27 protein-coding genes and 1 pseudogene are annotated in these 24,170 nt (G+C 46.4%); 25 read left to right on the top strand and 3 right to left on the bottom strand.

Annotated features, from left to right (window positions below; all coding sequences use genetic code 11):
• Positions 1-96 precede the first annotated feature (96 nt).
• Positions 97-1,512: an aminotransferase-like domain-containing protein gene (locus AC0LWM_RS21080; RefSeq protein ID WP_474676961.1), complete on the top strand. Its 1,416-nt coding sequence runs from the start codon at positions 97-99 to the stop codon at positions 1,510-1,512.
• A 55-nt stretch (positions 1,513-1,567) separates the two neighbouring features.
• On the opposite strand, the gene AC0LWM_RS21075 is transcribed toward AC0LWM_RS21080, so the two are convergent.
• A complete protein-coding gene (locus AC0LWM_RS21075; RefSeq protein WP_474676960.1) occupies positions 1,568-2,464 on the bottom strand; it encodes an amidohydrolase family protein in 897 nt (298 codons plus the stop codon).
• A gap of 171 nt (positions 2,465-2,635) precedes the next feature.
• Positions 2,636-3,016: a Rieske (2Fe-2S) protein gene (locus AC0LWM_RS21070; protein ID WP_474676959.1), complete on the bottom strand. Its 381-nt coding sequence runs from the start codon at positions 3,014-3,016 to the stop codon at positions 2,636-2,638.
• Positions 3,017-3,188: 172 nt separating this feature from the next.
• Between AC0LWM_RS21070 and AC0LWM_RS21065 the strand changes: the two genes are divergently transcribed.
• The 24 genes and pseudogenes from AC0LWM_RS21065 (at position 3,189) to AC0LWM_RS20950 (ending at position 22,334) form a co-directional block, all read left to right on the top strand.
• Positions 3,189-3,953: a helix-turn-helix domain-containing protein gene (locus AC0LWM_RS21065; protein WP_474676958.1), complete on the top strand. Its 765-nt coding sequence runs from the start codon at positions 3,189-3,191 to the stop codon at positions 3,951-3,953.
• A 226-nt stretch (positions 3,954-4,179) separates the two neighbouring features.
• On the top strand, positions 4,180-4,812 hold the full coding sequence (locus AC0LWM_RS21060) for a hypothetical protein (RefSeq protein WP_474676957.1): 633 nt from the start codon (positions 4,180-4,182) through the stop codon (positions 4,810-4,812).
• A 201-nt stretch (positions 4,813-5,013) separates the two neighbouring features.
• The gene (locus tag AC0LWM_RS21055) at positions 5,014-6,795 is read left to right on the top strand and encodes an ABC transporter ATP-binding protein (protein WP_474676956.1); all 1,782 of its coding nucleotides are present in this window, start codon (positions 5,014-5,016) and stop codon (positions 6,793-6,795) included.
• A complete protein-coding gene (locus AC0LWM_RS21050) occupies positions 6,792-8,138 on the top strand; it encodes an ATP-binding cassette domain-containing protein (protein ID WP_474676955.1) in 1,347 nt (448 codons plus the stop codon). The genes AC0LWM_RS21055 and AC0LWM_RS21050 overlap by 4 nt, the downstream gene beginning before the upstream one ends.
• A complete protein-coding gene (locus AC0LWM_RS21045) occupies positions 8,135-8,635 on the top strand; it encodes an ATP-binding cassette domain-containing protein (protein ID WP_474676954.1) in 501 nt (166 codons plus the stop codon). Before AC0LWM_RS21050 ends, AC0LWM_RS21045 begins: the two co-directional genes overlap by 4 nt.
• A 168-nt stretch (positions 8,636-8,803) precedes the next feature.
• Positions 8,804-9,337 (top strand): HAD-IIIA family hydrolase, encoded by a 534-nt coding sequence (locus tag AC0LWM_RS21040; RefSeq protein ID WP_474676953.1) that lies wholly within the window; start codon positions 8,804-8,806, stop codon positions 9,335-9,337.
• A gap of 203 nt (positions 9,338-9,540) precedes the next feature.
• Positions 9,541-11,050, top strand: a pseudogene (locus AC0LWM_RS21035) (RNA-guided endonuclease InsQ/TnpB family protein).
• A 239-nt stretch (positions 11,051-11,289) separates the two neighbouring features.
• Complete coding sequence (locus tag AC0LWM_RS21030) at positions 11,290-11,643, top strand: hypothetical protein (RefSeq protein WP_474676952.1); 354 nt, start codon at positions 11,290-11,292, stop codon at positions 11,641-11,643.
• Between the two features lie 242 nt (positions 11,644-11,885).
• The gene (locus tag AC0LWM_RS21025; RefSeq protein WP_474676951.1) at positions 11,886-12,275 is read left to right on the top strand and encodes a VOC family protein; all 390 of its coding nucleotides are present in this window, start codon (positions 11,886-11,888) and stop codon (positions 12,273-12,275) included.
• Between the two features lie 283 nt (positions 12,276-12,558).
• Positions 12,559-13,017 (top strand): DinB family protein, encoded by a 459-nt coding sequence (locus AC0LWM_RS21020; RefSeq protein WP_474676950.1) that lies wholly within the window; start codon positions 12,559-12,561, stop codon positions 13,015-13,017.
• Between the two features lie 129 nt (positions 13,018-13,146).
• The gene (locus tag AC0LWM_RS21015) at positions 13,147-13,683 is read left to right on the top strand and encodes a DinB family protein (protein WP_474676949.1); all 537 of its coding nucleotides are present in this window, start codon (positions 13,147-13,149) and stop codon (positions 13,681-13,683) included.
• A 4-nt stretch (positions 13,684-13,687) separates the two neighbouring features.
• Entirely contained in the window at positions 13,688-14,065 is a 378-nt protein-coding gene (locus tag AC0LWM_RS21010; RefSeq protein ID WP_474676948.1) for a VOC family protein, read from the top strand.
• 33 nt (positions 14,066-14,098) lie between these two features.
• Positions 14,099-14,458, top strand: coding sequence for a VOC family protein (locus AC0LWM_RS21005; RefSeq protein WP_474676947.1), 360 nt, complete (start codon positions 14,099-14,101; stop codon positions 14,456-14,458).
• A 302-nt stretch (positions 14,459-14,760) separates the two neighbouring features.
• On the top strand, positions 14,761-15,552 hold the full coding sequence (locus tag AC0LWM_RS21000) for an Ig-like domain-containing protein (protein ID WP_474676946.1): 792 nt from the start codon (positions 14,761-14,763) through the stop codon (positions 15,550-15,552).
• Positions 15,553-15,560: 8 nt separating this feature from the next.
• Positions 15,561-16,010, top strand: a complete 450-nt coding sequence (locus AC0LWM_RS20995; protein WP_474676945.1) for a hypothetical protein — start codon at positions 15,561-15,563, stop codon at positions 16,008-16,010.
• A gap of 34 nt (positions 16,011-16,044) precedes the next feature.
• Positions 16,045-16,497: a VOC family protein gene (locus AC0LWM_RS20990; RefSeq protein ID WP_474676944.1), complete on the top strand. Its 453-nt coding sequence runs from the start codon at positions 16,045-16,047 to the stop codon at positions 16,495-16,497.
• A gap of 10 nt (positions 16,498-16,507) precedes the next feature.
• Positions 16,508-17,299: a VOC family protein gene (locus AC0LWM_RS20985; protein WP_474676943.1), complete on the top strand. Its 792-nt coding sequence runs from the start codon at positions 16,508-16,510 to the stop codon at positions 17,297-17,299.
• 66 nt (positions 17,300-17,365) lie between these two features.
• Complete coding sequence (locus AC0LWM_RS20980; RefSeq protein WP_474676942.1) at positions 17,366-17,557, top strand: hypothetical protein; 192 nt, start codon at positions 17,366-17,368, stop codon at positions 17,555-17,557.
• Complete coding sequence (locus AC0LWM_RS20975) at positions 17,541-17,759, top strand: spore germination protein (protein ID WP_474676941.1); 219 nt, start codon at positions 17,541-17,543, stop codon at positions 17,757-17,759. The genes AC0LWM_RS20980 and AC0LWM_RS20975 overlap by 17 nt, the downstream gene beginning before the upstream one ends.
• A gap of 13 nt (positions 17,760-17,772) precedes the next feature.
• Positions 17,773-17,958, top strand: a complete 186-nt coding sequence (locus AC0LWM_RS20970) for a hypothetical protein (protein ID WP_474676940.1) — start codon at positions 17,773-17,775, stop codon at positions 17,956-17,958.
• A 48-nt stretch (positions 17,959-18,006) separates the two neighbouring features.
• Positions 18,007-18,426: a spore germination protein GerPC gene (gene gerPC / locus AC0LWM_RS20965; protein WP_474676939.1), complete on the top strand. Its 420-nt coding sequence runs from the start codon at positions 18,007-18,009 to the stop codon at positions 18,424-18,426.
• 349 nt (positions 18,427-18,775) lie between these two features.
• Complete coding sequence (locus tag AC0LWM_RS20960) at positions 18,776-19,078, top strand: ArsR/SmtB family transcription factor (RefSeq protein ID WP_474676938.1); 303 nt, start codon at positions 18,776-18,778, stop codon at positions 19,076-19,078.
• 298 nt (positions 19,079-19,376) lie between these two features.
• The gene (locus tag AC0LWM_RS20955; protein ID WP_474676937.1) at positions 19,377-21,632 is read left to right on the top strand and encodes an ATP-binding cassette domain-containing protein; all 2,256 of its coding nucleotides are present in this window, start codon (positions 19,377-19,379) and stop codon (positions 21,630-21,632) included.
• Between the two features lie 108 nt (positions 21,633-21,740).
• Positions 21,741-22,334, top strand: a complete 594-nt coding sequence (locus AC0LWM_RS20950; RefSeq protein ID WP_474676936.1) for a YdeI/OmpD-associated family protein — start codon at positions 21,741-21,743, stop codon at positions 22,332-22,334.
• Positions 22,335-22,450: 116 nt separating this feature from the next.
• Here AC0LWM_RS20950 and AC0LWM_RS20945 read toward each other — a convergent pair whose 3' ends face one another.
• Positions 22,451-24,022 carry a histidine kinase N-terminal 7TM domain-containing diguanylate cyclase gene (locus tag AC0LWM_RS20945; protein WP_474676935.1) on the bottom strand — a complete coding sequence of 524 codons (1,572 nt, stop codon included), beginning with the start codon at positions 24,020-24,022 and terminating at the stop codon, positions 22,451-22,453.
• Between the last annotated feature and the right edge of the window lie 148 nt (positions 24,023-24,170).

The raw sequence follows: 24,170 nt of genomic DNA, 5'->3' as shown, positions 1-24,170 counted from the left end.
ATGCCTATCATAAGGGGGGAGAAATAGAACAGAATAAATTGGATAGAACAGAATTCGGGACCATCGGCTATAATGGGGAAAAGGGGGCGGAGCTACATGAAGAGGGAGGCTCTTTCGAACGTCCATTCGAATAAGCTGTTTGAACAAATCTATGACTATGTCATGGAACGGATCCGGCGAGGGGATTGGAAGGCTCACGATAAGCTTCCTTCCGTACGCGCGCTGGCGGCCGAATTTAACGTGAACAGGTTAACGGTATATAAAGCATATCAATTGCTGAAGGAAAATCGGAAAGTGTACGCGAAGGACAAATCCGGCTTTTACGTTCAGCCGGGCGGGATGATGCAGATCGATGCGCAGGATGATCCGATCGTTTCCGCTTACGTTCATGAAAGCTGCCTGTCCGAAATTCATCAGGTGGAGGCAACGTATCAATTTTCCAAAGCCGTGATGGATCCGAATTTGCTGCCGAATCTTTATTTTTCGGAATATGTGAAAAAGGTGTTCGATCTATACCCGAAAGTGCTCGGCACTTACTCTACAACACAGGGAGATCAGGAGCTTCGGCATGCTCTATGCCGTTATTTGACAAACCGATACCGCTTCTACCTGTCTGCAGACGAATTGTTGATCACGTGCGGTTCGCAAGAGGCCATCGATCTGATCGCCAGAGTGCTGGTCAAGCCGAGAGATACAGTATTGCTGGAAAGGCCTACTTACAGCCCGGCTATCGATATATTCAGAAGACAAGGAGCTCATATCGTCCCGGTCGAGATTCATCGGTACGGCTACGATTTGGATCAGGTCGAGCAGGCGATGCAGACGTATAAGCCGCGGCTTTTTTATATCAATCCTACCTTTCAAAATCCGACAGGTTATACCGTTCCGGCCGAGCAGCGGAAGAGGCTGGTCGAGATGGCCCACCAATACCAATGTTTGCTGATAGAGGATGACCCTTATCCGGATATTTATTTCGGCGAAGAGCCGCCACTGCCGTTATTTGCCTATGACACGGCCGGGTGGACGATATATATTCGCAGTTACAGCAAATATATCGCTCCCGGGTTGAGCATCGCCATGATCGCTTGCCGCCCGTCGCTCATGAATTATTTCGTGAAGGCCAAATCGTTGTCGGACAGCGGGACGCCGCTGCTCAACCAAAAAATCTTCTTGCATTATTTCTTTTCCGAACGGATGCAGCAGCATGTGGAGAAGCTTCGGATTGCGCTCGCGATCCGCAAGGAAACGCTGGAAGACGCATTGTCTGAAGCGGGCTGGTCATGGTCGAGCCCGACGGGCGGTTTTAACTTGTGGATCAAGCTGCCGGAGCCCACCCCGATGGAACAGCTTCTAAGCCGAAGCATCGAGCAATCCGTTTCCTTCGTACCCGGTTCCATATGTGATCCGCTCAGGGAATGCAAATCTTGGATCCGTATGAGTTACTCTTATCTGAATGAGCAGCAATTGCGCGAAGGGGCGGGGCGCCTGATCGATGTATACCGTTCGTTATGAACCGAATAAGTCTGGTGAGGTCACCCGCGCCATTCGTACCTTTTGCGTCAGCAGTCTAGGGCAGCCGGAACAGCTGCCTCGCATTTTCGCTGAAAATTTTCCGCCGCGTTTCCAGAGGAAAACGCTGCAAAATTTTCGTCGGGTCGTCGAAGTCCCAGTGGGGGTAGTCGCTCGAAAAGAGCAGCATGTTCTCCGCGTCGAACATGTCGAACATCGCCTCCAGATGCTTCGGATTGTCCGGCTCCTCGATCGGCTGTGTCGTGAAAAAGACGTGGTCGCGCACGTATTCGCTCGGCATCCGCTTCAACCAGGGTGCCGAGATCCGCAGCGCCTTGAAGTTTTTGTCCAGCCTCCACAGCAGCGGGGGAAGCCAAGTTACACCGCCTTCGCAGAGCACGAGCTTAAGGCCAGGGTATTTCTCGAACACACCTTCGCAGACGAAGCTGACGAGATGTGCCATGAACGTCTGAGGAAGGCAAGTATGCCATTGCAAATAAGTCGAAACGTAACCGACAGCGGTCGGGGCATTGTATGTGCCGCTTCCTTCAGTGCCGGGATGGAGCATCAGGGGCAGGTTATGTCGCTGGCAAGCCTCGTAGATCGGATGGTAAAACCGCTGTCCGTACGGCATACGGGAGCCGCCTGATATCGTGACGGCGACGATATCCGGATGCGGACCGATCCGGTCGATTTCATGGGCGGCCTGCTGAGGATCTTGCGTCGCTATGCACATGTAACCTTTGAATTTCGGGCTCTTGGAGAGCCACTCTGTGATCAGGTAGTCGTTGTAGGCGCTGCAAATGGCGGATGCATAATCGGGATCGGCAAAAGACGACACACCGATCGTCGCGTCGGAGCAAAGCAGAGCATTCCACGTTGAACGGCTCCACATAGTGCGAGAGCATGAAATCGGGATCAGAGCCGACAGGCAGGCCGCTCGGCGGGTCGGCATCCTTCCGCTTGTTCCCGATCGGGGAGGAATAGGGCAAGCCGGAACTGGGCACGCCGAATTTGGCTGCATGGCTGCGCCACGGCTCCGCCAAATAGGGTACAAGATCGTGTCCGCTACGGAATTGATTGTGTACGTCGCAGTCGATGACGGGCAATTTTTCATTTTGCTGTTTCATAGATCCTCCGCCTCCGTTATTTTCTGACCGATTACGATACCGACCATACCGTTTTCCACTACAACCGGATAGCTTCGTGTTCTGACTTTCTCGTTGAAAAGCGACTTGCCGGTCTTTAGGTCAAACTCCCAGCCATGCCATGGGCAGCGCAAAATTTCTTTGTCCCGGCCGTAAATGAATTCGTGCACCTGTGATTCAAGCGTTGTTCCGCCTACCGGTCCTTTGCACAATTCTGCGCCTTGATGAGGACAGTAATTATGTACCGCGTAGTACGTCCCCTTCACGTTATAAACGCCGATCGAGCGATGTTCGATTTCCACGATTTTGAACGTGCCTGGAGGTATTGCCTCTGCTAAAGCGACTGGGTGCACAGCCACCGGAATCAGCCCCTTATTGGTTGTTGGCTCTAATTGTAAGACTTACGAAGTCTGAAAGCGATTGAAAAAACTACTTTTATTTGTACGATTCTAATGTATACTTTGTGGCAGAGGGGGGCGGATCGAACGTGATTGAGCTTGTTTCCGTATACTTTGACGACATCACTCCGGATTGGCGAAGGAAGAGGCGGCGACACTGACGGACATCCTGATTCTTGTCGTGCAAGGGAGCGTGATCTACACGCTGAACGGCATGGACATACGAGTGGAAAAAGGGCAGTTTTTGTATATTCCGAAGGGAGTCATCCGATCGGCCGCGAATGCCCCGGATGGGCCGCATCAGAAATATTCCATCCATTTCACGCTCGGGGAACCGGGGCATCTTCCCGCCGGGACGTTCGGCACATACCGAAACGTACCTGTCCGCAGCTTCGATTATGTGAAGCAGCGATTCGAAGTATTGCTCCAACATTGGTTTGGGCGAAAAACTCAATCAACGCTTATATGCACCGGCATCGCACTCGAGTTGCTCGGCTATTTCGCCGAGGGAACCGTGGAGGAGCGGTTTGCCACCATGAAGGTTAGGTTGATGAGAGAGGTTCAGGACTACATTCTCGACCGCTACCGGGAACCGATCCGCATACAGGAGCTCGCTGAGCTCGTAGACCGGGCGCCGAATTACGTCACGCAGGCGTTCAAAGAAATTGTCGGGATGACGCCCATCAATTATTTGCACCAGGTCCGCGTACATACCGCGCGAGATTTGATCCTGAATACGAAGATGACGATCGGCGAAGTGTCCGACTATCTTGGCTATAGCGACCAAGCTTATTTCAACAGAGTATTTAAAAAAGTGATGGGCTATCCGCCATCATCCGTGCAGCGAAAAGTTGCGTTGGAGCAGGCATCATTGACAGCGTTTGCGATCAAGTCCTAGGCAGGGCTATAGAAAGGTGGGGAATAGGTGGAAAAACAGAAATTAATACGTATCTTTGATAAGCAAGCGATGGCGTCAGCATCTTTTAAGTCATGCCAAGGGAGAAGTGCTTGAGCTTGCAGTTGGGGCAGGTGCGAATTTCCCTGAAGAGTTGAACTTTTGGGCGAAACCGCAACGTGAGGGTTACCCCACTGGAAGGATAGATTAATAGGCGAGGTGTACAGTTATGAATGCGTTGGAACATTTACCCGGACCGGGGAACTTAAAAAAGCTAATGATCGTTCAAGCAGCTCTAAATACGATTCTTTGTGAAACGGAATGGCTTCGTTATCATAGCTTTGTTCAAGAATGGGATGATGGAGTTTGTATGGCAAAAATAAATAATGGGGCAGGAGATCATCTTATCATTTTGTTTTCCGCTGAAGGCGCCATTATAAAGGGTTTTGATCATGAATCTCAAATTAGCCCGTACGCACAAGACGAACATAAGGTATGGCCAGGCATCTACGATAACGTACCGTACGAATTATTATCTCTACTTGAACATGAAGGAATTGAAAAAGATGATGTGACTTTTTGTATATGGCGTAAAAATAGTGATTCTAGGTGGCAGAAGGGAAAAGTTAAAATGCCGAAAGGTGCAGGTGATGGTTCAGATTTTTTAATAGGTGCGATTTATCAAACACCAGAAGATTTTGTGCAATTCGCGAATGATTATTTCGAATTAGCACTGCCAGTAGGAATTGTTAAAAAAATTTACGAGGGTGTTCCTATAACGATTGAGATGATTCAAATGCTAAACCCGGACTGTGCTGCAGAGCAAGTTTATCGAGAGTTGGAATCGTTGAGGTTAATTTAAGGAAAGAATCGAGTACGATTTAGGAGAAGAAGAAAAATCTGAGCCATCGTCAAACAGACGATGGTTTTTTTTCGATAACGGACGGCCGTGGCAGTGAGTCATCGGGAAGAGCACGAAGGATAGTTCAGCAATAATAAAATAATCCCTTTGTAATATTAGAGCCATTAGATAAAATATGGGAAAAACAACATAAAGGAGGATGTGAAAATTTTCAAACGTTACGCCCCGTTGTTATGGATGTTGAGAATCGTGCTGCGACATGCCAAGCTGCCATTCGGCATGATGATGTTGCAAAATGTATTATATTCGGTTGTTCCCTTATTGGTAGCTCTTGCGACTGGTGAAATTGTAAATGCATTAAGCGAGCCCAATGCCACTTGGGGCGCAACTTGGATCTGGATTTCGTTGTTGATTATTTCATATTTTCTAGGTCGATTTCATTTCTTGACTTCCATGATCGATTATTGGTACCAACAGCGTTTAGAAGCAAACTTGGATGAACCTCTCTTAAAAAAGTTTGGATCGATGTCCTTACAACAGTTTGAAGATCCCCATACACATGATCTCATTTCTCGAACCGCAAATCCTGCCGGAACGGTTAGAGACATTTGCGAGAACCTCATCGTCTTCGTCGGATACGTATTGCAGGCGCTATTATTAATGATTTACATCGGGAGTACAGTATGGTGGATCGGTCCGTTGCTGGTCATATTTGTACTGTTAACCGCTCATGTTGAAACCAAATTAGGTAAGCGATTTCGCGAAAACGAGCGGACCATGAGTGTCCCTGAACGGGAAAAAAGTTACGCCGGAAATCTTCTTTCCGATCGGCAAGCAGCCATGGAAATTCGTCTATTTGGTTTAAGAAAGGAATTGATTTCACGGTGGAATCGGTGGTTTCAGTTTATTCAACGAAAAAGGCTGTTCTCTGATGCATCCTTGACTTGGCGAATTTTTATAGTACGTCTGCCGCAATCTGTCGCTTTGCTTGGTTGTATTCTACTATTCGGTTGGCAGCTGCGGGAGACTGGGGGAGATGTGGGCCAATTCGCTGCATTGATTGTGGCTGCGTTGCCTTTGTTTACGGAGATCACGGATATCGGTGATGCATTCCGCGGTATAGGCGAGCATAATGAGTACTTGAGTGAACTGCAAGAAGCGTTCGCATTGCCCGTTTCCCGGACAGCCAGCGGGAATGAACGTTTTCCGCAACCGATGCAACAAGGTATTCTTTTCGATCAAGTCTCATTTACATACCCAGGCGAGGACAGACCGGCCTTGCAAAATATTAATTTACATATTAAGCCCGGAGAGCGTGTCGCTTTAGTCGGTACGAATGGTTCGGGCAAAAGCACGTTGATCAAGCTGCTGCTTGGTTTGTATGAACCTGATTCCGGGCGCATTCTCATTGATGGCATCGATTTGCAGCAAATGAATGAAGACAGTCTGCGCCAAGCAATGTCAGTCGTGTTTCAAGATTTCGGAAAATATACGTTAACCGCTCAAGAAAATATCGGATTTGGCCAATTAGAGCGAATGAATGACCTAGCGGCTGTGAAAGAAGCGGCTGCAGCCGGGGGAGCGGGTGAATTTATCGAAGAGCTGCCTGCACAATATGAGACGCCATTCGGCCGACTTTTGCCGGATGGCCATGAGCCTTCGGGCGGACAATGGCAAAAAATCGCCATCAGTCGATCATTATTGCGCAATGCCCAGGTGCTTGTGTTTGACGAGCCGACGGCAGCGCTTGATCCAATGGCGGAATCAAGACTATATGAACATCTGACTGATTTATTGCATGAGAAAACGGCAATATTAGTGACGCATCGTCTTGGTTCAGTTCATACTTGTGACAGGATTATCGTACTGGATGAGGGAACGGTTACAGAGGAGGGCACCCACTCGGAGCTTAGGGTCGCGAAAGGGCTTTATTCCCGGATGTACGCAGCCCAGGCAGAATGGTATGAGGAGGTCAAATCATGAATAACGATTTGGATCACAAAACCTATTCGGTGGTCGGCATTTATATCCGGCTCATCGGTATGTTAGGCAAAGACCGTCCTGTATCCTTTATCGCTTATTGGGTGCTCCTGATCGGTCAAGGCCTTATCCCTGCCGTCAGCGTATTGTTACTGGCTGATTTGTTCGATGTTGGCGCCCGTTTTCTTTCCGGAGAAAGCCAATTTTCAGCGTTTCTGATGATCGCCATTATGTATGCCGCGATTGCGCAGCTGATCGAACCCCTGATCAATATGGCCGTAGATGTTATTTTCAGACACATTCAGCGCAGTTTGGTTGCTTCTCTGGATCTTCGGGTATTCGCAAAGGTGCAAAAAGTACGTCTGGAGCATTTTGAGCAGGCGGATTTTTATGTGCAATTTCAACAAGCTCGCTCCGTCGTAACTTCCGGCCAATTTGTCGGATTTCTGCGCCGGGCGGCAAAGTCGCTGCAATATATGCTTACCGCAGCAACGATTGCCGGAGTTGTCATTTCTTTTAGTCCATGGCTCGGGCTTTGCTGTGTGATTGCTGCGATTCCAATCACCGTATTACGCTTTATTCGAGGCAAACAATTTTATGAAATGACTTGGTTCCAGTCGCCGCGTCAGCGGATTTTGCAATATTTTTCTCATGTACTCGTGAGTCGGCACGAGGCGAAGGAGCTGCGAGCTTTTCAGCTGACCGATTATTTTATGAACCAAAGGCGTCGTCTAAGGGAAGAACTGCGGGATGAGCGGTGGGCCTTTGAACGCAAAAACATCAAGCTAGAGCTTCTGTATAGTACATTCACTACCGAAGCAGTTACTTATGGGTTATCCATTGTGTTAGCCGTTTATGCTGTTATGCGCGGCGATCTGGCCGTTAGCGCATTTGCTGCAACTTTAGTGGCGATTCGAACTTTTCAGGATACATTCCGAACCGTGTTGATGAACCTGTCACACTCCGTTGAAGGGGCGCGGTATGTAGCCGATTTGTTCCGCTTTTTGGATACGGCGGAAGAAGAAACGACGACCGATACAAAGCAGCTTCCTGTTCCGCTGAAGATGGGCATACAGGTGGAAGGGCTCGGTTTTACGTATCCCGGCAGTCCGAACCCGGTTTTCCGCGATATGACCTGTCAACTTCGCCCTGGCGAAAAAATCGCGATTGTCGGGGAGAATGGAGCAGGAAAATCGACGTTTGTAAAGCTATTGCTCGGACTTTATGAACCGACAGAGGGAACGATTTCGTATGACGGGATCCCTTTAAATTCGCTGGATCTGCCATCCTTTCGCGCCAACCTTTCGGTTGTGATGCAGGATTTTATGCGTTTCAGTATACAGTGAAAGACAATATCGGCTTTGGCGAGACAGCATTTCTCGATGATGAAGAACGCATTGCGTCAGCAGCAGAGAAGGGAGGAGCCGACACGTTTGTTTCAGGGCTGCCTGATCAATACGAAACGCGTTTAGGTAAGGAATTTCCGCAAACCACTGATTTGTCAGGAGGACAATGGCAGCGTCTTGCTACTGCACGCGGATGTATGCGTTCCCCGCAATTACTTGTTTTGGATGAACCGACTGCAGCACTCGATCCGATTCAGGAAGCGGAAGTATTTCATCGTTTTATACAGATGGCTGCTGGAAGAATCACAATGATGGTATCCCATCGGATGGCTTCTTGCCGCTTGGCGGATCGCATTTTTGTTATTCATGATCATCGGCTTGCAGAAGTAGGTACGCACCAGGAACTCATGGCGTTTAAGGGTGTTTACGCTGAGATGTATCTCAGACAAGCGGGATGGTATCAATCCCAGACAAATATAGAAGGTGAAGCAGGCTAACCGATCACATTGAATGAAATGAACAAACTGCTAAGAATGATTAGAGATGCAAGTGATAAATTAAAGCCCCTATTTTTTTGAATTAAAAGGAAACTATAGCGCAACAAACACGCCATAATATGGTAAGTAATGATAAGGTGCGATTATCTGATTTAAGGAGGCTAATTCATGCAATCCCTTCAAGCAGTGTTTGTAGATCGTGATGGTACTATTGGAGGAGCCGGTCGTTTTATTCATCCTCACGACTTTGAGCCATATCCTTTTTCAATACAAGCATTAAACTTATTAAAGGATCAGGGAATTAAAATTATAGCCCTTACCAATCAGCATAACATCGCGAAAGGTCTTGCTTCTGAACAAGATTTTATTCATGAATTTGAATCCTTAGGGTTCAATGCCTCTTACATTTGTCCACACGAGCCAGAGGATGGTTGTGATTGCCATAAACCAAGACCCGGAATGCTCCTAAAGGTGGCAAAAGAACATGGACTAGACCTTACGCACTGTGCTGTTATTGGTGATGTGGGTTCGACAGATATGCTAGCGGCAGCAACGGTCGGAGCCAAGAAAATTCTGGTAAAGACTGGTTGGGGGAAATCATCTTTAGAGAATTATCGTGATAAGTGGTACGATCAGGCAGTACCCGACTATATTGCGGAAGACCTCTTGGACGCAGTGAAGTGGTTAATTAGCAAAATGTAAACTATTAAAAAATGGTCGGTCGCTGAAGTGTAAATTTTGTTCTATCATATTTCCGTCGAGAGTACTCCCACTTCTGCAAGTGGCGAGGTGAATCGGCGACTTCTTGAATACACCAGCAAGTTGTCCTTTCCCTCCTCTTTTAGTAGCGATATAATAAAGAAGAACGTATATTCGCATTCTGAATGGGAGAGGAGGTGAAAGTCATGCCCGATGCAGAGTCACTGTACAGGACCTATCAAGTATGTATCAAGCCCGGCCATCGATTGTTTACTTACCTAGATGAAGCATGTCAGAACGCCAAAAGCCTGTATAACACGACGAACTTTTATATCAGGCAGGTTTTTACCGCATGGAAGAAGCAAGAGGGATTACAGCCGTTGCAGCAACAAGTTATGGATACGCTGGCAGCGCATATCGGTGCGATGAACGAACGACGGAGCGAGAAGAACCGTTCCCGTCCGTTTGATCTGCCTTCGCAGGTGCAGCCTTTTGTGTCTTATCCCTTCCTGGACTCATTGTTCAAAGTGATGGAGCAATCGGATTATCGCGCACTCCCAACACAGAGCAGTCAAGGCATCATGAAGGTCGTATTCCAAAACTGGAAGGCGTTCTTCTCCAGCATGAAGGATTACCGAAAGAATCCGGAGAAGTACACCGGAAAACCTCATATTCCGGGATATGCTCGGGGCAAAGCGAAAGAAGTCGTGTTCTCCAATCAGGATTGTGTGATCAAAGGAGGAAGATTTCTCAAGCTTCCCAAGACCAAACTGCAGCTGAGCATCGGCAAGCTAGGCCGGATCGTCGGCCAGTTGATGCAGGTGCGTGTCGTGCCCCACCATGGAAATTATGTGGTCGAAATGGTTTTTGCTTGCCCTAGACAAAAAAAGGAAGAAGCACAAGAACATGTGCTGGCGATTGATTTGGGCGTTGACAATCTTGCAACCATCGTCACGACAACCGGTTCGAAACCGATGATCGTGAAGGGCAAGATCGTCAAAGCGATCAATCAGTATTATAACAAGATGAAAGCGCACTATACCGGGATTCTTCGTCAAGGTAAGAAACCACGAGAAGGCGTGTACACGTCCAAACGATTGGAACGATTGCATCTGAGGCGCCATCACCGGATCAAAGACTTGTTTCACAAAGCCAGTCATCACATAGTCAAAATGGCCGTGGAACAACAGGTGAGCACCATCGTCATCGGTCATAACGACGGATGGAAGCAAGAAGCCGCTATGGGAAANTCATCACATAGTCAAAATGGCCGTGGAACAACAGGTGAGCACCATCGTCATCGGTCATAACGACGGATGGAAGCAAGAAGCCGCTATGGGAAAGCGAAACAATCAGTCGTTCTGTCATATCCCGCATCAGATGCTGATCAGCATGATCCGGTATAAAGCGGAAGAACAGGGGATAGCGGTCATCCTGACCGAAGAAGCTTACACCTCGAAAGCGAGCTTCTTGGACCAAGATCCCTTACCGCGTTATGGCGAAGCGAGGACAGGCTCTTTCTTGGGAAAGCGAATCTGCCGCGGACTGTACCAGAGTGCGAAAGGTCTATTAAACGCCGATGTCAATGGAGCGGCGAACATTATGCGCAAAGTATTCCCAAACGTCTCCGCACAAGAAGCGAATGGGATAGAGGGGTTGGATGGTAATCAGGCCATCAACGTGTCAACTCCACTGAGGTTAAGCATCCTGAAATAACCAGGTTGAGACATCAGAAACCCCCACTTCAACCGAAGCGAGATCAAAGGTAAGTGGCGGGAGTATTCATGGAATTATTACCTATTTGAAATTATCCAAAAAAGGTTATTTTACGTAATTCGCGAATACATTCATAGAACATGATTGCGCGAAGTTCGCAAATAATACGTTAGGCGAAATCCTCCAAATTAGTTGATAAAGATATTAAAAACTAAACACAAACGAGTGAGGGTGTTTATTTGGGAACGTCATTGAGTAGAACGGAGAGAGATTTTCTAAAGAAAAAATATTCCAATTACTTTTTGCTAGTAAGAGGTATCATAAATGCATTAGATCCCGTTGGTTTGATACGTATGGGAGCGCCTGAAGATGAACACGATAATCTAACAGGACAAGTACTTTTATTAATTATCAATAATGAAATACATGAAGTGAGACAACTAATTATTGATTCTTATGAACGGTATGGCTTTGGAGTTGATGAGGTATTAGAAGAATACAAAGAGATATTTTATGAAGAAATCGACAAAACAACAGGAAAATTAAATGACTTATACAAAGCCTATAAAGAAGATAAACTAGCAGATTCATAGATGCGGAGGACATCACCTAACACCGTATCTACGCTGCGTCGCTAAAGCTCCTTGGTCTGCCCGAGGAATTTTCAAAGAAGTTGGATCAAGCAGACAACCCTGCACCACCTAACCGCGCTGCGGCCAGTCGCTAACGCTCCTTTAAGGTGGTGAGGGTTCGTAGATACAAGAACGTTAGATGAAATTACTGAAAGAATAAAAGACAAGATTTATCAAATACATAACTGGGAGTTGTATATCTTATGGAAGAGCGCATGTTAAATCGAGTATCACATGTTATGGTGCCCGTTAAAAATCTATCAGAATCGATAGAGTGGTATACGACTAATCTTGGGTTTATTATTCGATGGAAGCGTAATGATAATAAGATGGCAATACTTGAGTTACCGGAAGGTCCACATTTTTTTCTGCGTGAAACTAGAAATGAAACAAATGCTCATTTTTTATTAAATGATGGCTTATGTCCCGTTATTGGAATGGAATCCGGAAATATAAGAAAACTATTGCAGGGTTTAAAAGCAAAAGGAGTCAAAATTGGTGATGTACGTGAAGAAAGAGGAGAAGGAATGGATTTCAAATTTTTTGATATTAATGGAAATATGCTTGTGGTACATGAGCCATTTAAAGGATAAATGTAGTTAAGAGATTTAACATTTTATGGGAAATTCGAGGATGGGATTAACTTCACCTAACAATGTATTCACTCATCGGGGGACTAGCCCCCTCGGTCCGCAAGAAGTTAGAAGTCGATTCGGGGCGGCATTTCAGCATCAAGGAAGCAGATTCAGCGGACACATCCGCACCGACTAACCGCATCGCGGCCGGCTCCTTACGGAGCTTTAAGTCGGTGGGACGTCGTGAACACGAAAACGTTATAAGAAATCCATGCTTAATAGTTTTGAAAGGGGATTCAAGATGTCTAGTAAAATGTTGAATCAATTTGCGGAATTTATTGTTTATGTTGAATCATTAAAGAATAAATTTACTCAAGACGCATGGCTAAACCCAATAGCTCCCGGGAAGTGGACGTTGAAAGAACTGATATGTCACCTTTGGAATTGGGATGTATACAGTATTGACAAGATGATTCCTCTAATCAAGGATGGCGCACAACTACCTGCATTTGTTAATTTTGATTCATACAATAATGTAGCAATTGAAAAGGCGAAATTATTTAATGATATCGAGTCTTTGATTAACCAATTTGTAGAGACGCGAAGAGAGATGATTAAGAAAATCGAAGAGATTTATGATCCGAGTATTCTTTTTACCATTGGGAAGGGAAAAATGCAATTATCTATAGATAGCTATGTGAAGATATTTGTACATCACGACGATCACCATAAAAAACAAATTGAAGAAATGAACTTTTGACCAACCGCAGTCGCGGCCGGCTGAGATCGTGCGGATCGCACAACTCGTGCAGCTTAGGGTGAATGGGCGTCGTTAACACGGTAACGTTATAGGAAATATCCGCAAAATATTAAAGAAAGGGAGTTTTCTATGGAGCTTCAAGAAATTATTCAAAAATTAAAAGAGACAAGAGACGAATTGTTTGGAATTCTTACTGGATTGAGTGGAGATCAATTAAACAAACAGAAAGATTTAAACAGTTGGAGTATTAGTCAAGTTTGTCAACACCTATTTAAGACTGAAGAATTATATGTCGTAGCAATAAAGAAAGGGTTAAAGAGCAAAGAAGATTCATTTATAGAAAATAAACCAGTAGAATTTCTGCTTGATAGAAGTAAAAAATTAGATGCTCCTGACATTGCTAAACCAACGGATGAATTTTTAGAATATCAAGAGATCATTGAGAAACTAATCAATTCAAGACAGAAGTTACATGAACTATTAAATACAGTAGAAGACCCGTCAGTGCTGAGTAAGAGACATTTTATACACCCAGTCTTTAAAGAGATGTTATTAATTGATTGGGTTAAATCACTGTACTTGCATGAACAAAGACATATGAAACAAATAAATGAAATTATAGAAGGGCGGATAAGAAACAATAATTATCAAAACCGAAAGGATTAAATAAATGATACAACATTACATCGAAGGTATTGAATACACTGAAATTCCAGTTTCAGATTTAGAACAAGCCATAGATTGGTATTGTAACAAGCTGGGAGCAAAGCTTGGATTCAGAAACGAGGAACGGGCATATGTTGATTTCGCAATGGGACCAAGCTTATTTTTAGTAATGACAAAAGATAACACGACTTCAACGTTCCTTGTAAATGGAGAAGACCATTATACAATCGGGTTTAGGGTGAAAAATATAGAAGGATTTCATAATTACTTACTAGAATTAGGAGCGGAAGTAGGGAAGATCATAGATGAAGGCAGTATAGGCAAGTTCTTTACATTCTATGATCCTTTCAGGAATATGTTTGATGTTCATCAGCCAGCTTAGTTAATAAAACAAACTATACTTGGAGGAACAATGATGATGAAAATCCATTACATCAAAATCCCGGTGACTAATATTCATACGTCTACGGAATGGTACGCCAATGTACTCGGATTGCACAACGAATATATTGACGAGAATGAAGGAGTTGCAAGGCTAAATTTAACTGAAGGACCGTTCATTATTCTTGTTAGGACGAATGATGGTCAGAATTGCAATTTTACAAAAAACAAAGAAACGGAACAAATCGTTACATTTACGAACCCAGATGTTCACGAGCTATATAATCGAATGAAAGAACAAAATGTACGGGTATCTGTATTGGATAAGGATGATTGGTCAGTCTTTTTTAAGTTCTTTGATCCGGATGGAAATATGTTCCTCGTTCACAGTTGAAAAGGTTCATTTTGAGGTAATACATGAGGGTCGATTTCAAATGGAGCAGCTTGCCGCGTGGCAGTTGATCTTTTTTGCTCAACTGCGAAAACTATTAAAAGATTTTTTCTTCCAAAAGTCAGATTTGCTATATCATGTGGCATCAATATAACTGTATGCCCACTAAAAATATGAAGGGAGAAGTATGAATATGGAAGATAGGTTGTGAAGGAATCGAAATGGAGGGTAAATTGAGGAACCCTCCAACATTTATCTGTGATCGTAATGTTTTAAAAAATAACAATGAGGCGAGGGGTTTTCCAATGAAAGAATTTAAGAGCAACCTTGAACAGTTAATTCCTTTCGGAAATGTGGAACTCACAAATACGAATGAAGGACTTGCTATTACTTGTCCTGACGATAGTGGGGTTGCCATCATCCCTGGAAATTTTTCGATACCCGTAAAAATCGATTTGATGGCCAAAACGGATTCAACGAATATCCGTCTGAAGTGCGGAAGCGGACAGGTTATCCTGAACTGGGAGTGTAACCAGAACGAATTGCGCATCCATGACCCCATTATCGGAAATCAATACGGAGTTGGTGATCAAGGCAATATTCCAAGTAACGAGTTTATCCAAATAAGCTGGATTATTGATCATAACTATATGCTGCTTCTCGTTAATGGAGAAGCAAGGCTATTCAGCGAAAATGAACCTTATATAAAGTTAAAGAATGCTGGAATTTCCAAACTACCGGAAATGCTGGTCAGTGTTGCCGCGGCGTGGGGTTCTGTAGTAACCGTCAAAGAATTGAACGTAACCGAATGGAGTCATGATGACAATAGCAGCAATCCAATCGCTTTGGTGATTCCCAAAAATGCCACTCTAAAGCCGGGCGAACTCATAACATTGGATAGTTATGTTTTTCCGGAGACAGCCCAGAACAAGAAGGTCATATGGACCGCAGATAAAGAAATAGTAAATATGATTGACAATGGCGATGGGAAAATATCTGTTGAAGCTTTAGAACAAGGACTGGCTCTGGTTAAGGGAGTAACCGATTCCGGTGAACTATCGGCTGTTTGTAAGGTTAAAATTGTCATACCAAATTGAAGACGAATTTGGAGCACTTAAAGCAGGTAAACGGGAGCTGGTCCAATGAAAATAACGGTCTTCTAGGTTCTGGTCCAGGCGATTGTTTTATACTATCGTCCAATGTGGCGGATGATTTTACATATGAGGCGGATTTGAGCATAGAAGATGGCATAGCAGCCGCGTTAGTTTTCAGATCTGCACCAAACGCATCCGGTTTTTATTGTGCGAATATCGATATATCGGGTTTTGTCAAACTCTGGAGACCTGGCAAGGACATTCAAGTAACGTATACCGAAATAGAAAGAAATAAAACTTACCACTTGAAGGTTGTTGCTAGCGGAGAAAATATCAAAGTTTATCTGAATGGAAATTTGATGGCTGATGTAAGAGATAACATCTACTCAAGCGGACTGCTGGGCTTAAATGTATTTTATGGAACAGGCTTATTCCAAAATGTAAACTATACAATCGTTTAATAAGTATAGACTGCTCTTATAAGGAGGAATTTGAATGGCTATTGGTGTGAAAAAAATTGTAGTAGGCATTCCGGTTGGTAACTCGAAATTCCCCGATCACGAGGAATATGAAAAAGCGATACAATGGTATGCTAATGTGCTCGGATTTAAAATTGAATGGGTAATGGGTATTGCATGCCTTAAACTCGAAAACGGACAAGAAATATTACTGTTTGGAGAAGAGGACGATGAAAACAGTCTGTGGTACACAGGCGACATTAAACGGAATCCGCACTACAGCATTCAATTTTCTACTGATAATATTGAGGAATTGCGATCGGATTTAATCCAAAGCGGTGTAGTCGTCGGTGAAATCATTCCTGACGCCGGTGGTGGTGAACCGATGATGATGTTCCACGATCCATATGGGAATCGGTTTTGGGCTGTTGAAGAGAAGAATATAGATAGAGTGAAACAAGCAGAGGACCTCACGTTGCGAGCCACATAGGGGGAATAAGATGACCAAAAAAGACTTTCAAGGGCATATCGCCTACATCCATTTGCCGGTAACTCGGATGGACGAGTCGCTGGCTTGGTACGAGCGGCATCTTGGAGCGAAAATATCGGGAAGACCGCATGACGATCTCGGTTTTATCGACTTTCCGGAAGGGCCGAATGTGCTGCTGCTTGGTACGAACCAGCCTGCTCGAGCGGCGTTCCACCTTGGGGGTGAGCGCAAACAGGCAGCTGGATTTCGAACGACGCGAATCGAAGAACTTCACCGTCATATGAAGGAGGGTGGAGTTTCGCTTGAGCCGATCGTTAGCTATGAGCATGGTCGTTTCTTTTACTTTGACGATCCGGATGGCAACTTTTTCATGGTGCATCAACTACCTGACGCGGTAAGCAGGGACGAAGATCCGCTGGTCGAAGGTATCCGATACATCGAAATGCCAGTCTTTGATTTGGAACAGACGACAGACTGGTATGTGAACATCTTGGGCTTCAATAAGACCTTGCCGGGCAACCCGGATCTTGTCTTTCTTGACAGGGAGCCGGGGCCAAACATCCTAATGTGGCGTTCGCAATTCAAAACGAACTTAAATGTATATCGCGGCGACGAAGCCACGCCTTTCATCGGGTTTCGAGTCCATGAGATGGACGAGCTTCTTCAGTACCTGAGAACATCAGGCGTTTCTGTCACTGAGATCGAGGATGCTGGAGCTGTAGGTCGATTTTGCCGTTTTTCCGATCCGAACGGAAATTTGTTTATGGTGCATGAGCCTTCCGCATCCAATATTTCGACTTGAGACACAGGTGCCCAGACAATTGAATACACTACAGCACGAAGAGTGAATGAAAGAGGGCGTGATCGGATGAAACAGACGAAGACGGCTTTTCCGTGGTTTTCCGGAAAGCCCGATACCCTCCTGCAAGAGCAGCCCGGCTATCGGATCCGTGAGACGCGAGCTTCTTTCAAACATCGTAACCTTGCCACAAGCGCGCAGACGACCGATATTTCGCGGTCAAAAGGCCCAAAGGATGAGCTTTATGCCGAACGTATTTAACATTTTTAACATTAGGATCAATCAAGTCGCTACTGGCGGCGTCGTCAATTTCGGAGATAACCTGTTGCGCGGAAATGCGGCAAATTCCAAAGCAGTCGGCGGCAATGCTGTCATCGGGGATGCCTCATCATCCGTTAATACGGACCGAAACAGCGTTCTGGATCCGGATATCATCGACCAGGGAAACAGCAACCTTGTATAGGAGAGCGCAAGCGATGAAATTTTATATTAACCATATTAAAATCAACTCCATCGCCAACCTGGGTGCCCTCAATATCGGTTGCAACATTTTGTCGGACAACAGGGCGATCCAGATTGCGGAAGGTGTGAATGAAAAGACCGCCCCCGTAGTTCCGGAGGAGGAAGGGATTGTGCCACCCCCCCACCCTGTATCCGAATAATCGGCGGCTGTAAATCACATCTTTTGCATACCTGAAGGAGGAGGCATCATGTATGATGCAAATGCTGCTCTGCACTCCTGGATATGCCGATTCGAGCAAAGGATCGCCATGCTGGAGTATAAGCAATGCGAGTTGGAGGCGGAAAATCAACGTTTGAAGGATCAACTCTTCGGGCCGTTACCAAGCGACCTATGCGATCAGCTTCAGGCTCAGTTGAAGGATCATCTGGATAACCAGCTCAAAGAGAAGCTCGACAATCATATGGCAGACCTAAAGCACACAACGCCACCGAATATTACCTACAAAATACAGGAGTTGCATGTAAACGAGCTGAAAGGTACGTTGAATATCGGCCTGACGTCCACCGCAACGACCGAGCAATTGCGCGGCATGATCGAGAAGCTGAAAACGGATCAGGGATATATCGCCGAGAATATGTTTTTTTCACAAGATAAAGAAGACCCCTGATTCGAATAGCATGTCTCCTTCGAGGAGACTAATGATAATTACCCGTCTTTCCTCACATTTGGGGAAAGACAACAAATAAAGCGCCCTTGAGATGGGTGCTTTTGTGTTTTTCATCATGTGGCGTCTATCTGCCTACTGAGGCTAACCTCTTAAAACGGTGTGCAAGTGCTTTATGATAAGATTCGCATTCACCATATGGTTCACGAACAGTTGACACACATAGCTGACTAACAGTTTCATGTGAAGTTTAAAACGCTGTTGACAAGACACCAAATGGTGACCTATAATCAAAGTGACACCCATTGGTGTCCGATTAAGGAATCGAGATAAGAATATAGGAGAGGGTGTTGTGAGCGATAACAACCAGTTGCGGGATGTGTTTGACGCGATTGCCGATCCAACTAGACGCCGGCTGATTCGTTTGTTAGCAGAGGCAGAGGAGATACCGCTTCATGAATTAACGGCACAGTTTTCAATGGGCCGTACGGCGGTATCCAAGCATTTGACAATCCTTAAAGAGGCCGGCTTGGTAATTGACCGAAAAGTCGGCAGAGAAACGCGATTTAGGCTAAACGCCTCTCCACTCCGAGAAATTCAAGATTGGGTGGCTTTCTACAACAAGTTCTGGAGTTCGAATTTAAGGCCGTCGTAGGACACCGTTTTCAGTTTCGCAACACTCGCAGGCGCTAAGTTTGGCTGGAGTAAATGGTGCGGCGAGCTTGAAAAGGCGTTGGAACAATAACCACATTCGATACAAAAAATTGGGTACGATAGTTGATCCTGCTTGCCCCGAATCAATATCAACCGGCTGCATGAGTTTGCAGCCGGTTGATGTTGATTCGGATCATCTGACAAGTTCTTGTCGATTCGGGTCCCGACTTTCTATGCACGATGAATGGTATAATGTGAATAATTGAGTTGAAATTAACAAGATCGGAAGGGTGTTGAGCATGAGCGAATCTAATCAGGAGTATATCGTCATCTCGGGCGCGAGGGAAAACAATCTCAAGAATGTATCCTTGCGCATTCCCAAGCGGAAGATCACGATCTTCACCGGGGTATCCGGATCCGGCAAATCATCGATCGTCTTCGATACCATCGCATCTGAATCCCAGCGTCTGCTGAACGAAAACTTCAGCATGTTCGTGCGCACTTTCCTGCCACGCTACCCGCAGCCGGATACGGACGCGATCGAGAACCTGAGTATGGCTGTTATTGTGGACCAGAAGCGGCTTGGTGGCGGTTCCCATTCCACAATGGGCACGATTACCGATATTTCTCCCATTCTCCGTCTTCTATTCTCTCGTGTGGGTCAGCCTTATGTTGGACAAGCGCACAAGTTCTCGTTTAACGATCCGCAAGGCATGTGTCCCGAGTGCCACGGGATCGGTCGTAGTCTGTGCGTCGACATGAGCAAGGCGATGGACAAGTCAAAGTCGCTGAATGAAGGGGCAATCATGCTGCCGGGCTATACGGTGGACAGCTTTGATTGGACGATGATCTTACAGTTGGGGCCGTTCGATCCCGACAAGAAGCTGAGCGATTATTCGGAGGAGGAGCTCGAACAGCTGCTGTACGGCAAGGCGAGAAAAGTGGCGACACAGTTCGGCGGGAAAACAATGAACATTACGGTGGAAGGCTTCATCGAGAAGTTCACCAACAAGTATATCAAGCGAGATTTGAAGACGATGTCCGAGCGCACACAACAATCTGTTGCGCCGTACATCACGGAGGGTACATGCTCCAGCTGCCGCGGCGCGAGACTCAGTCAGGCCGCGCTAAATTGCAGAATCAATGGACACAACATTGCACAGCTGTCTTCCATGGAGGTCGGACAGCTCATCCGAGTCATTCAGGAGATTGATGACGCGAAAGCCGCACCTGTCGTCAAGTCGCTGACGGAGCGGCTGCAGCATCTGGTGGATATCGGACTTGACTACTTGACGTTGGACCGTGAGACGGATACTTTGTCGGGCGGCGAGTCGCAGCGCGTCAAGATGGTGAAGCACCTGAGCGGCAGTCTGGTGGATGTCACTTACATCTTCGACGAGCCCAGCGTTGGCTTGCACCCTCGCGATGTACACCGGTTAAATGGATTGCTTCAGAAGCTGCGCGACAAGGGCAATACTGTAATCGTCGTCGAGCATGATCCTGATGTAATCAAGGTGGCGGATCATATCGTCGACGTCGGGCCTCACGCCGGCAGCCGCGGTGGGACCATCGTATATGAAGGAAGCTTCCAAGGCCTACTGGATTCAGGTACGCTGACAGGCACCCATATGAACCGGCCGCTCCAGCTGAAGCAAAACTGCAGGCAGCCGTCCGGCAAGCTGTCCATCAAGGATGCCACATTGCACAACCTGCGGAACGTGAGTGTAGATATTCCAACCGGAGTGCTGACTGTGGTTACGGGCGTCGCCGGCTCGGGCAAAAGCACGTTGATTAACGAAGTATTCCTCAGCCGGCATCCGGATGTGATCGTCATCGACCAATCGGCGGTAGGCGTGTCAACACGCTCGAATCCAGCGACCTACACGGGCATTATGGATGATGTACGCAAGGCGTTTGCTTCCGCGAACAAGGTTAACCAAGGCTTGTTCAGCTTTAACTCCAAGGGAGCTTGCGAGAACTGCCAAGGGCTTGGTGTCGTGTATACAGACCTTGCATTCCTCGACAGCGTGAAGCTGCCATGTGAAGTATGCGGGGGAAGACGGTTCAAGGAAGAGGTGCTGGCGTACAAGCTGAACGGCAAGTCCATTGCAGACGTGCTCGAGATGACGGTAGAGGAGGCATTGGATTTTTTCCAGCTCAAAGAGGTTGTGCGTAAGCTCCAGGCGATGAGTGATGTGGGACTGAACTATATTACCCTGGGCCAGCCGCTCAGTACGCTCTCGGGTGGAGAATGCCAGCGCATCAAACTGGCAAGCGAGCTGCATAAGAATGGCAGCATCTACGTGATGGATGAGCCGACGACCGGACTGCATATGTCGGATATCGGTCACCTTCTGGGGATCATGAACCGCCTCGTGGATGCCGGCAATACGGTGATCGTCATCGAGCACAACCTCGATGTGATCAGCCAAGCGGATTGGATCATCGATATGGGACCGGACGGAGGCAGCAAGGGCGGCCAGGTCGTGTTCGAGGGCACCCCTTCGCAGATCATCCATGTGGAGCAGTCGATCACGGGAAGATACTTGAGGTAACGCACTTTAGTCATGTGTAACCTATGCTAGGGCTGCCAGTAGAATCGGCAGCCTTTCGCTTAAGTATCGAGCAGAATTGTGAAACAAAATTGAAGGGGGTGTTTCTTGATGTCAAATAGTAAAATCAATTGTAAAGTTGATGGTTTTTTTATCAAAGCCAAAAAGTGGAAGCAAGAATATGAGACGTTGAGAAATATCGTTCTTGACTGTCGGCTGACCGAAGATTTTAAGTGGATGCATCCTTGTTACACGTTTCATAATAAAAACATAGTATTAATACATGGATTTAAAGAATATTGTGCACTCCTGTTTCACAAAGGCGCCTTGTTGCAAGATCCCCATGGGATTCTAATCCAACAAACGGAAAACGTTCAAGCGGCGCGCCAGATTCGGTTCACCAATGTTCAAGAAATCGTTGAAATGGAATCCATCTTGAAAGCCTATATTCATGAAGCCATTGAAGTTGAAAAAGCCGGTTTGGAAGTGGATTTTAAAAAGCATACAGATTTCATCATTCCTGAAGAACTACAAAATAAATTCGATAATATAGCTGCCTTGAAAACAGCTTTTGAAGCATTGACGCCGGGAAGGCAAAGAGCATACATTCTTTATTTCTCCCAACCCAAACAATCCAAAACACGAGAATCAAGGATAGAAAAATATATAGAGCATATTCTCAATGGAAAAGGATTAAATGATTAGTACCATCACGATCGGAATATCGGTATTCATCGCAAAAGACTGTATATTGCCTGGATAAAGGGGCAAAAACAGTCTTTTTGTTCGTCCAGTGTGTAAAATGGTCCGGAATATGTCTTTCATTGAGCCGCCAGTTCACCTTGTTCCCTATACACACTAACTCGATTGCGGCCGTTGCGCTTGGACACATAGAGAGCTTCATCGGCGGCGCGAAGAAGCGATTCCAGCGTATCGATCGTATGAGCGGTCTGCGTCACGCCGAAGCTAGAAGTGACGGCGACCGAACCGCTTGCCATCGGAAGCGGCTCGGCTTCCAGCGCCGCGCGCAAATGCTCAGCTAACGCGGCAGCTTCCTGCAGTGAAGCGGAGGGAAGCGCGAGTACGAATTCCTCGCCGCCGTAACGGCCAAACAGCATGTCCGCAGAGAGCATCCGCTTGCATACGGATACGACATGGATGAGGAGCCGGTCGCCCGTCTCATGACCGTATGTGTCGTTCACGCGCTTGAAATGGTCGATATCGAACAGTACGATCGAGAACGAACGCCCCTCGTCGAAGGATCCTTTAAGCAGTTCACGACTGCGGTGAATGAATTGTGTGCGGTTGTAGATTTGAGTGAGGCCATCATAGAAGGCCAGATGCTCCAAATTCCGCTGAAGTCGTTTCAGCTCCGTCACGTCGATTAGCATAAGCAGGCTACCTGCCTGCTCGCTGTTCCGATGCCTGACAACGGAAGCGCGAACTTGATAGCAGCGTTCTTCGCCATAGGCAGTCAACGATAATTCCCCTTGCATGCCGTCCAGATGACGGGCAACGGGAAAAGGCGAACCGGTTAGGCCGATCCAAACCTCGTCCAACGTCGTGCCGATCAGGGAAGGGTGGAGCGAAGGGATCATGTCGGTTGCAGCGCGGTTGAAATCGATGAGCCGTTCCGCAGAATCAAGCACGATAACGCCTTCCCCCATGCTTTCGAAAATAGTTTCTTTGGCAATAGGGACGACCGTAAGCATTCTGGCAGAAACCATCGCCCAAATGTATAAAGCGGAAGTGATGCACATGACGATTGGCACGGGATCGACGCCGCCCGGCGCCAAACCCATCAAATAGAGGAAAGCGGCGAACATCGGGATGAATTGTCCGCAAATCAGGGTAACCAATTGGGGTCTGAATTTCTTTCTTGTCTGTCTCCAGCGGGCTGACAGCAACACAGCTGCGGCAAGCAGAGAGCTGAACGTATAGATACCGTGGGCGATGTACCATTCCCCGATATCGAATGTAACGAACCAAGCCGGCTTACCTTCGCTCAGTTGCATTGTCTTGTAGTATAGATGATGGTAGTCGTTCGTCGCTACCATGATCAAAGTAATCGCCGGAACGACGAACATGATTATGGCGGTTGTCCGCGATACTTTCCTGCCAAGATAATTCAGCACGAGCATCAAACTTAACGGCGCAGCGAACGGCATACCGATATATTCAACCGTCGTCCAAAGTTTAACTTCCCCTAACGTATTGCTGGTCAATCCGAATGCGTATCCGAAACAGTAGATCGTTATCGCTGCCGTATACACGATAAAAGTACTGGCTCCGGGGATTTCTTTTCGCCTGGAGTACGCGTAAACACTGAGAAACACATTGAATACACCCGATACGCATACTAGCGTAATGTACGTCGTCAATAGGGAATTCATTTTCAAACTCCATCCTTCAAGTCTATAGGTCCATGGTAACATATCGAATGCCCGATCGCACGAAGGATTTTTGTCGAAGACTAGTACACTCGTCCGTAAAAGAATACTTTCCGAAGCCGATTGCTTTGGGTCTCTTTTGCTTTATCCA

This window comes from Paenibacillus sp. sgz302148, from assembly GCF_056120465.1.
This window is presented reverse-complemented; position numbering and strand designations above follow the sequence as displayed.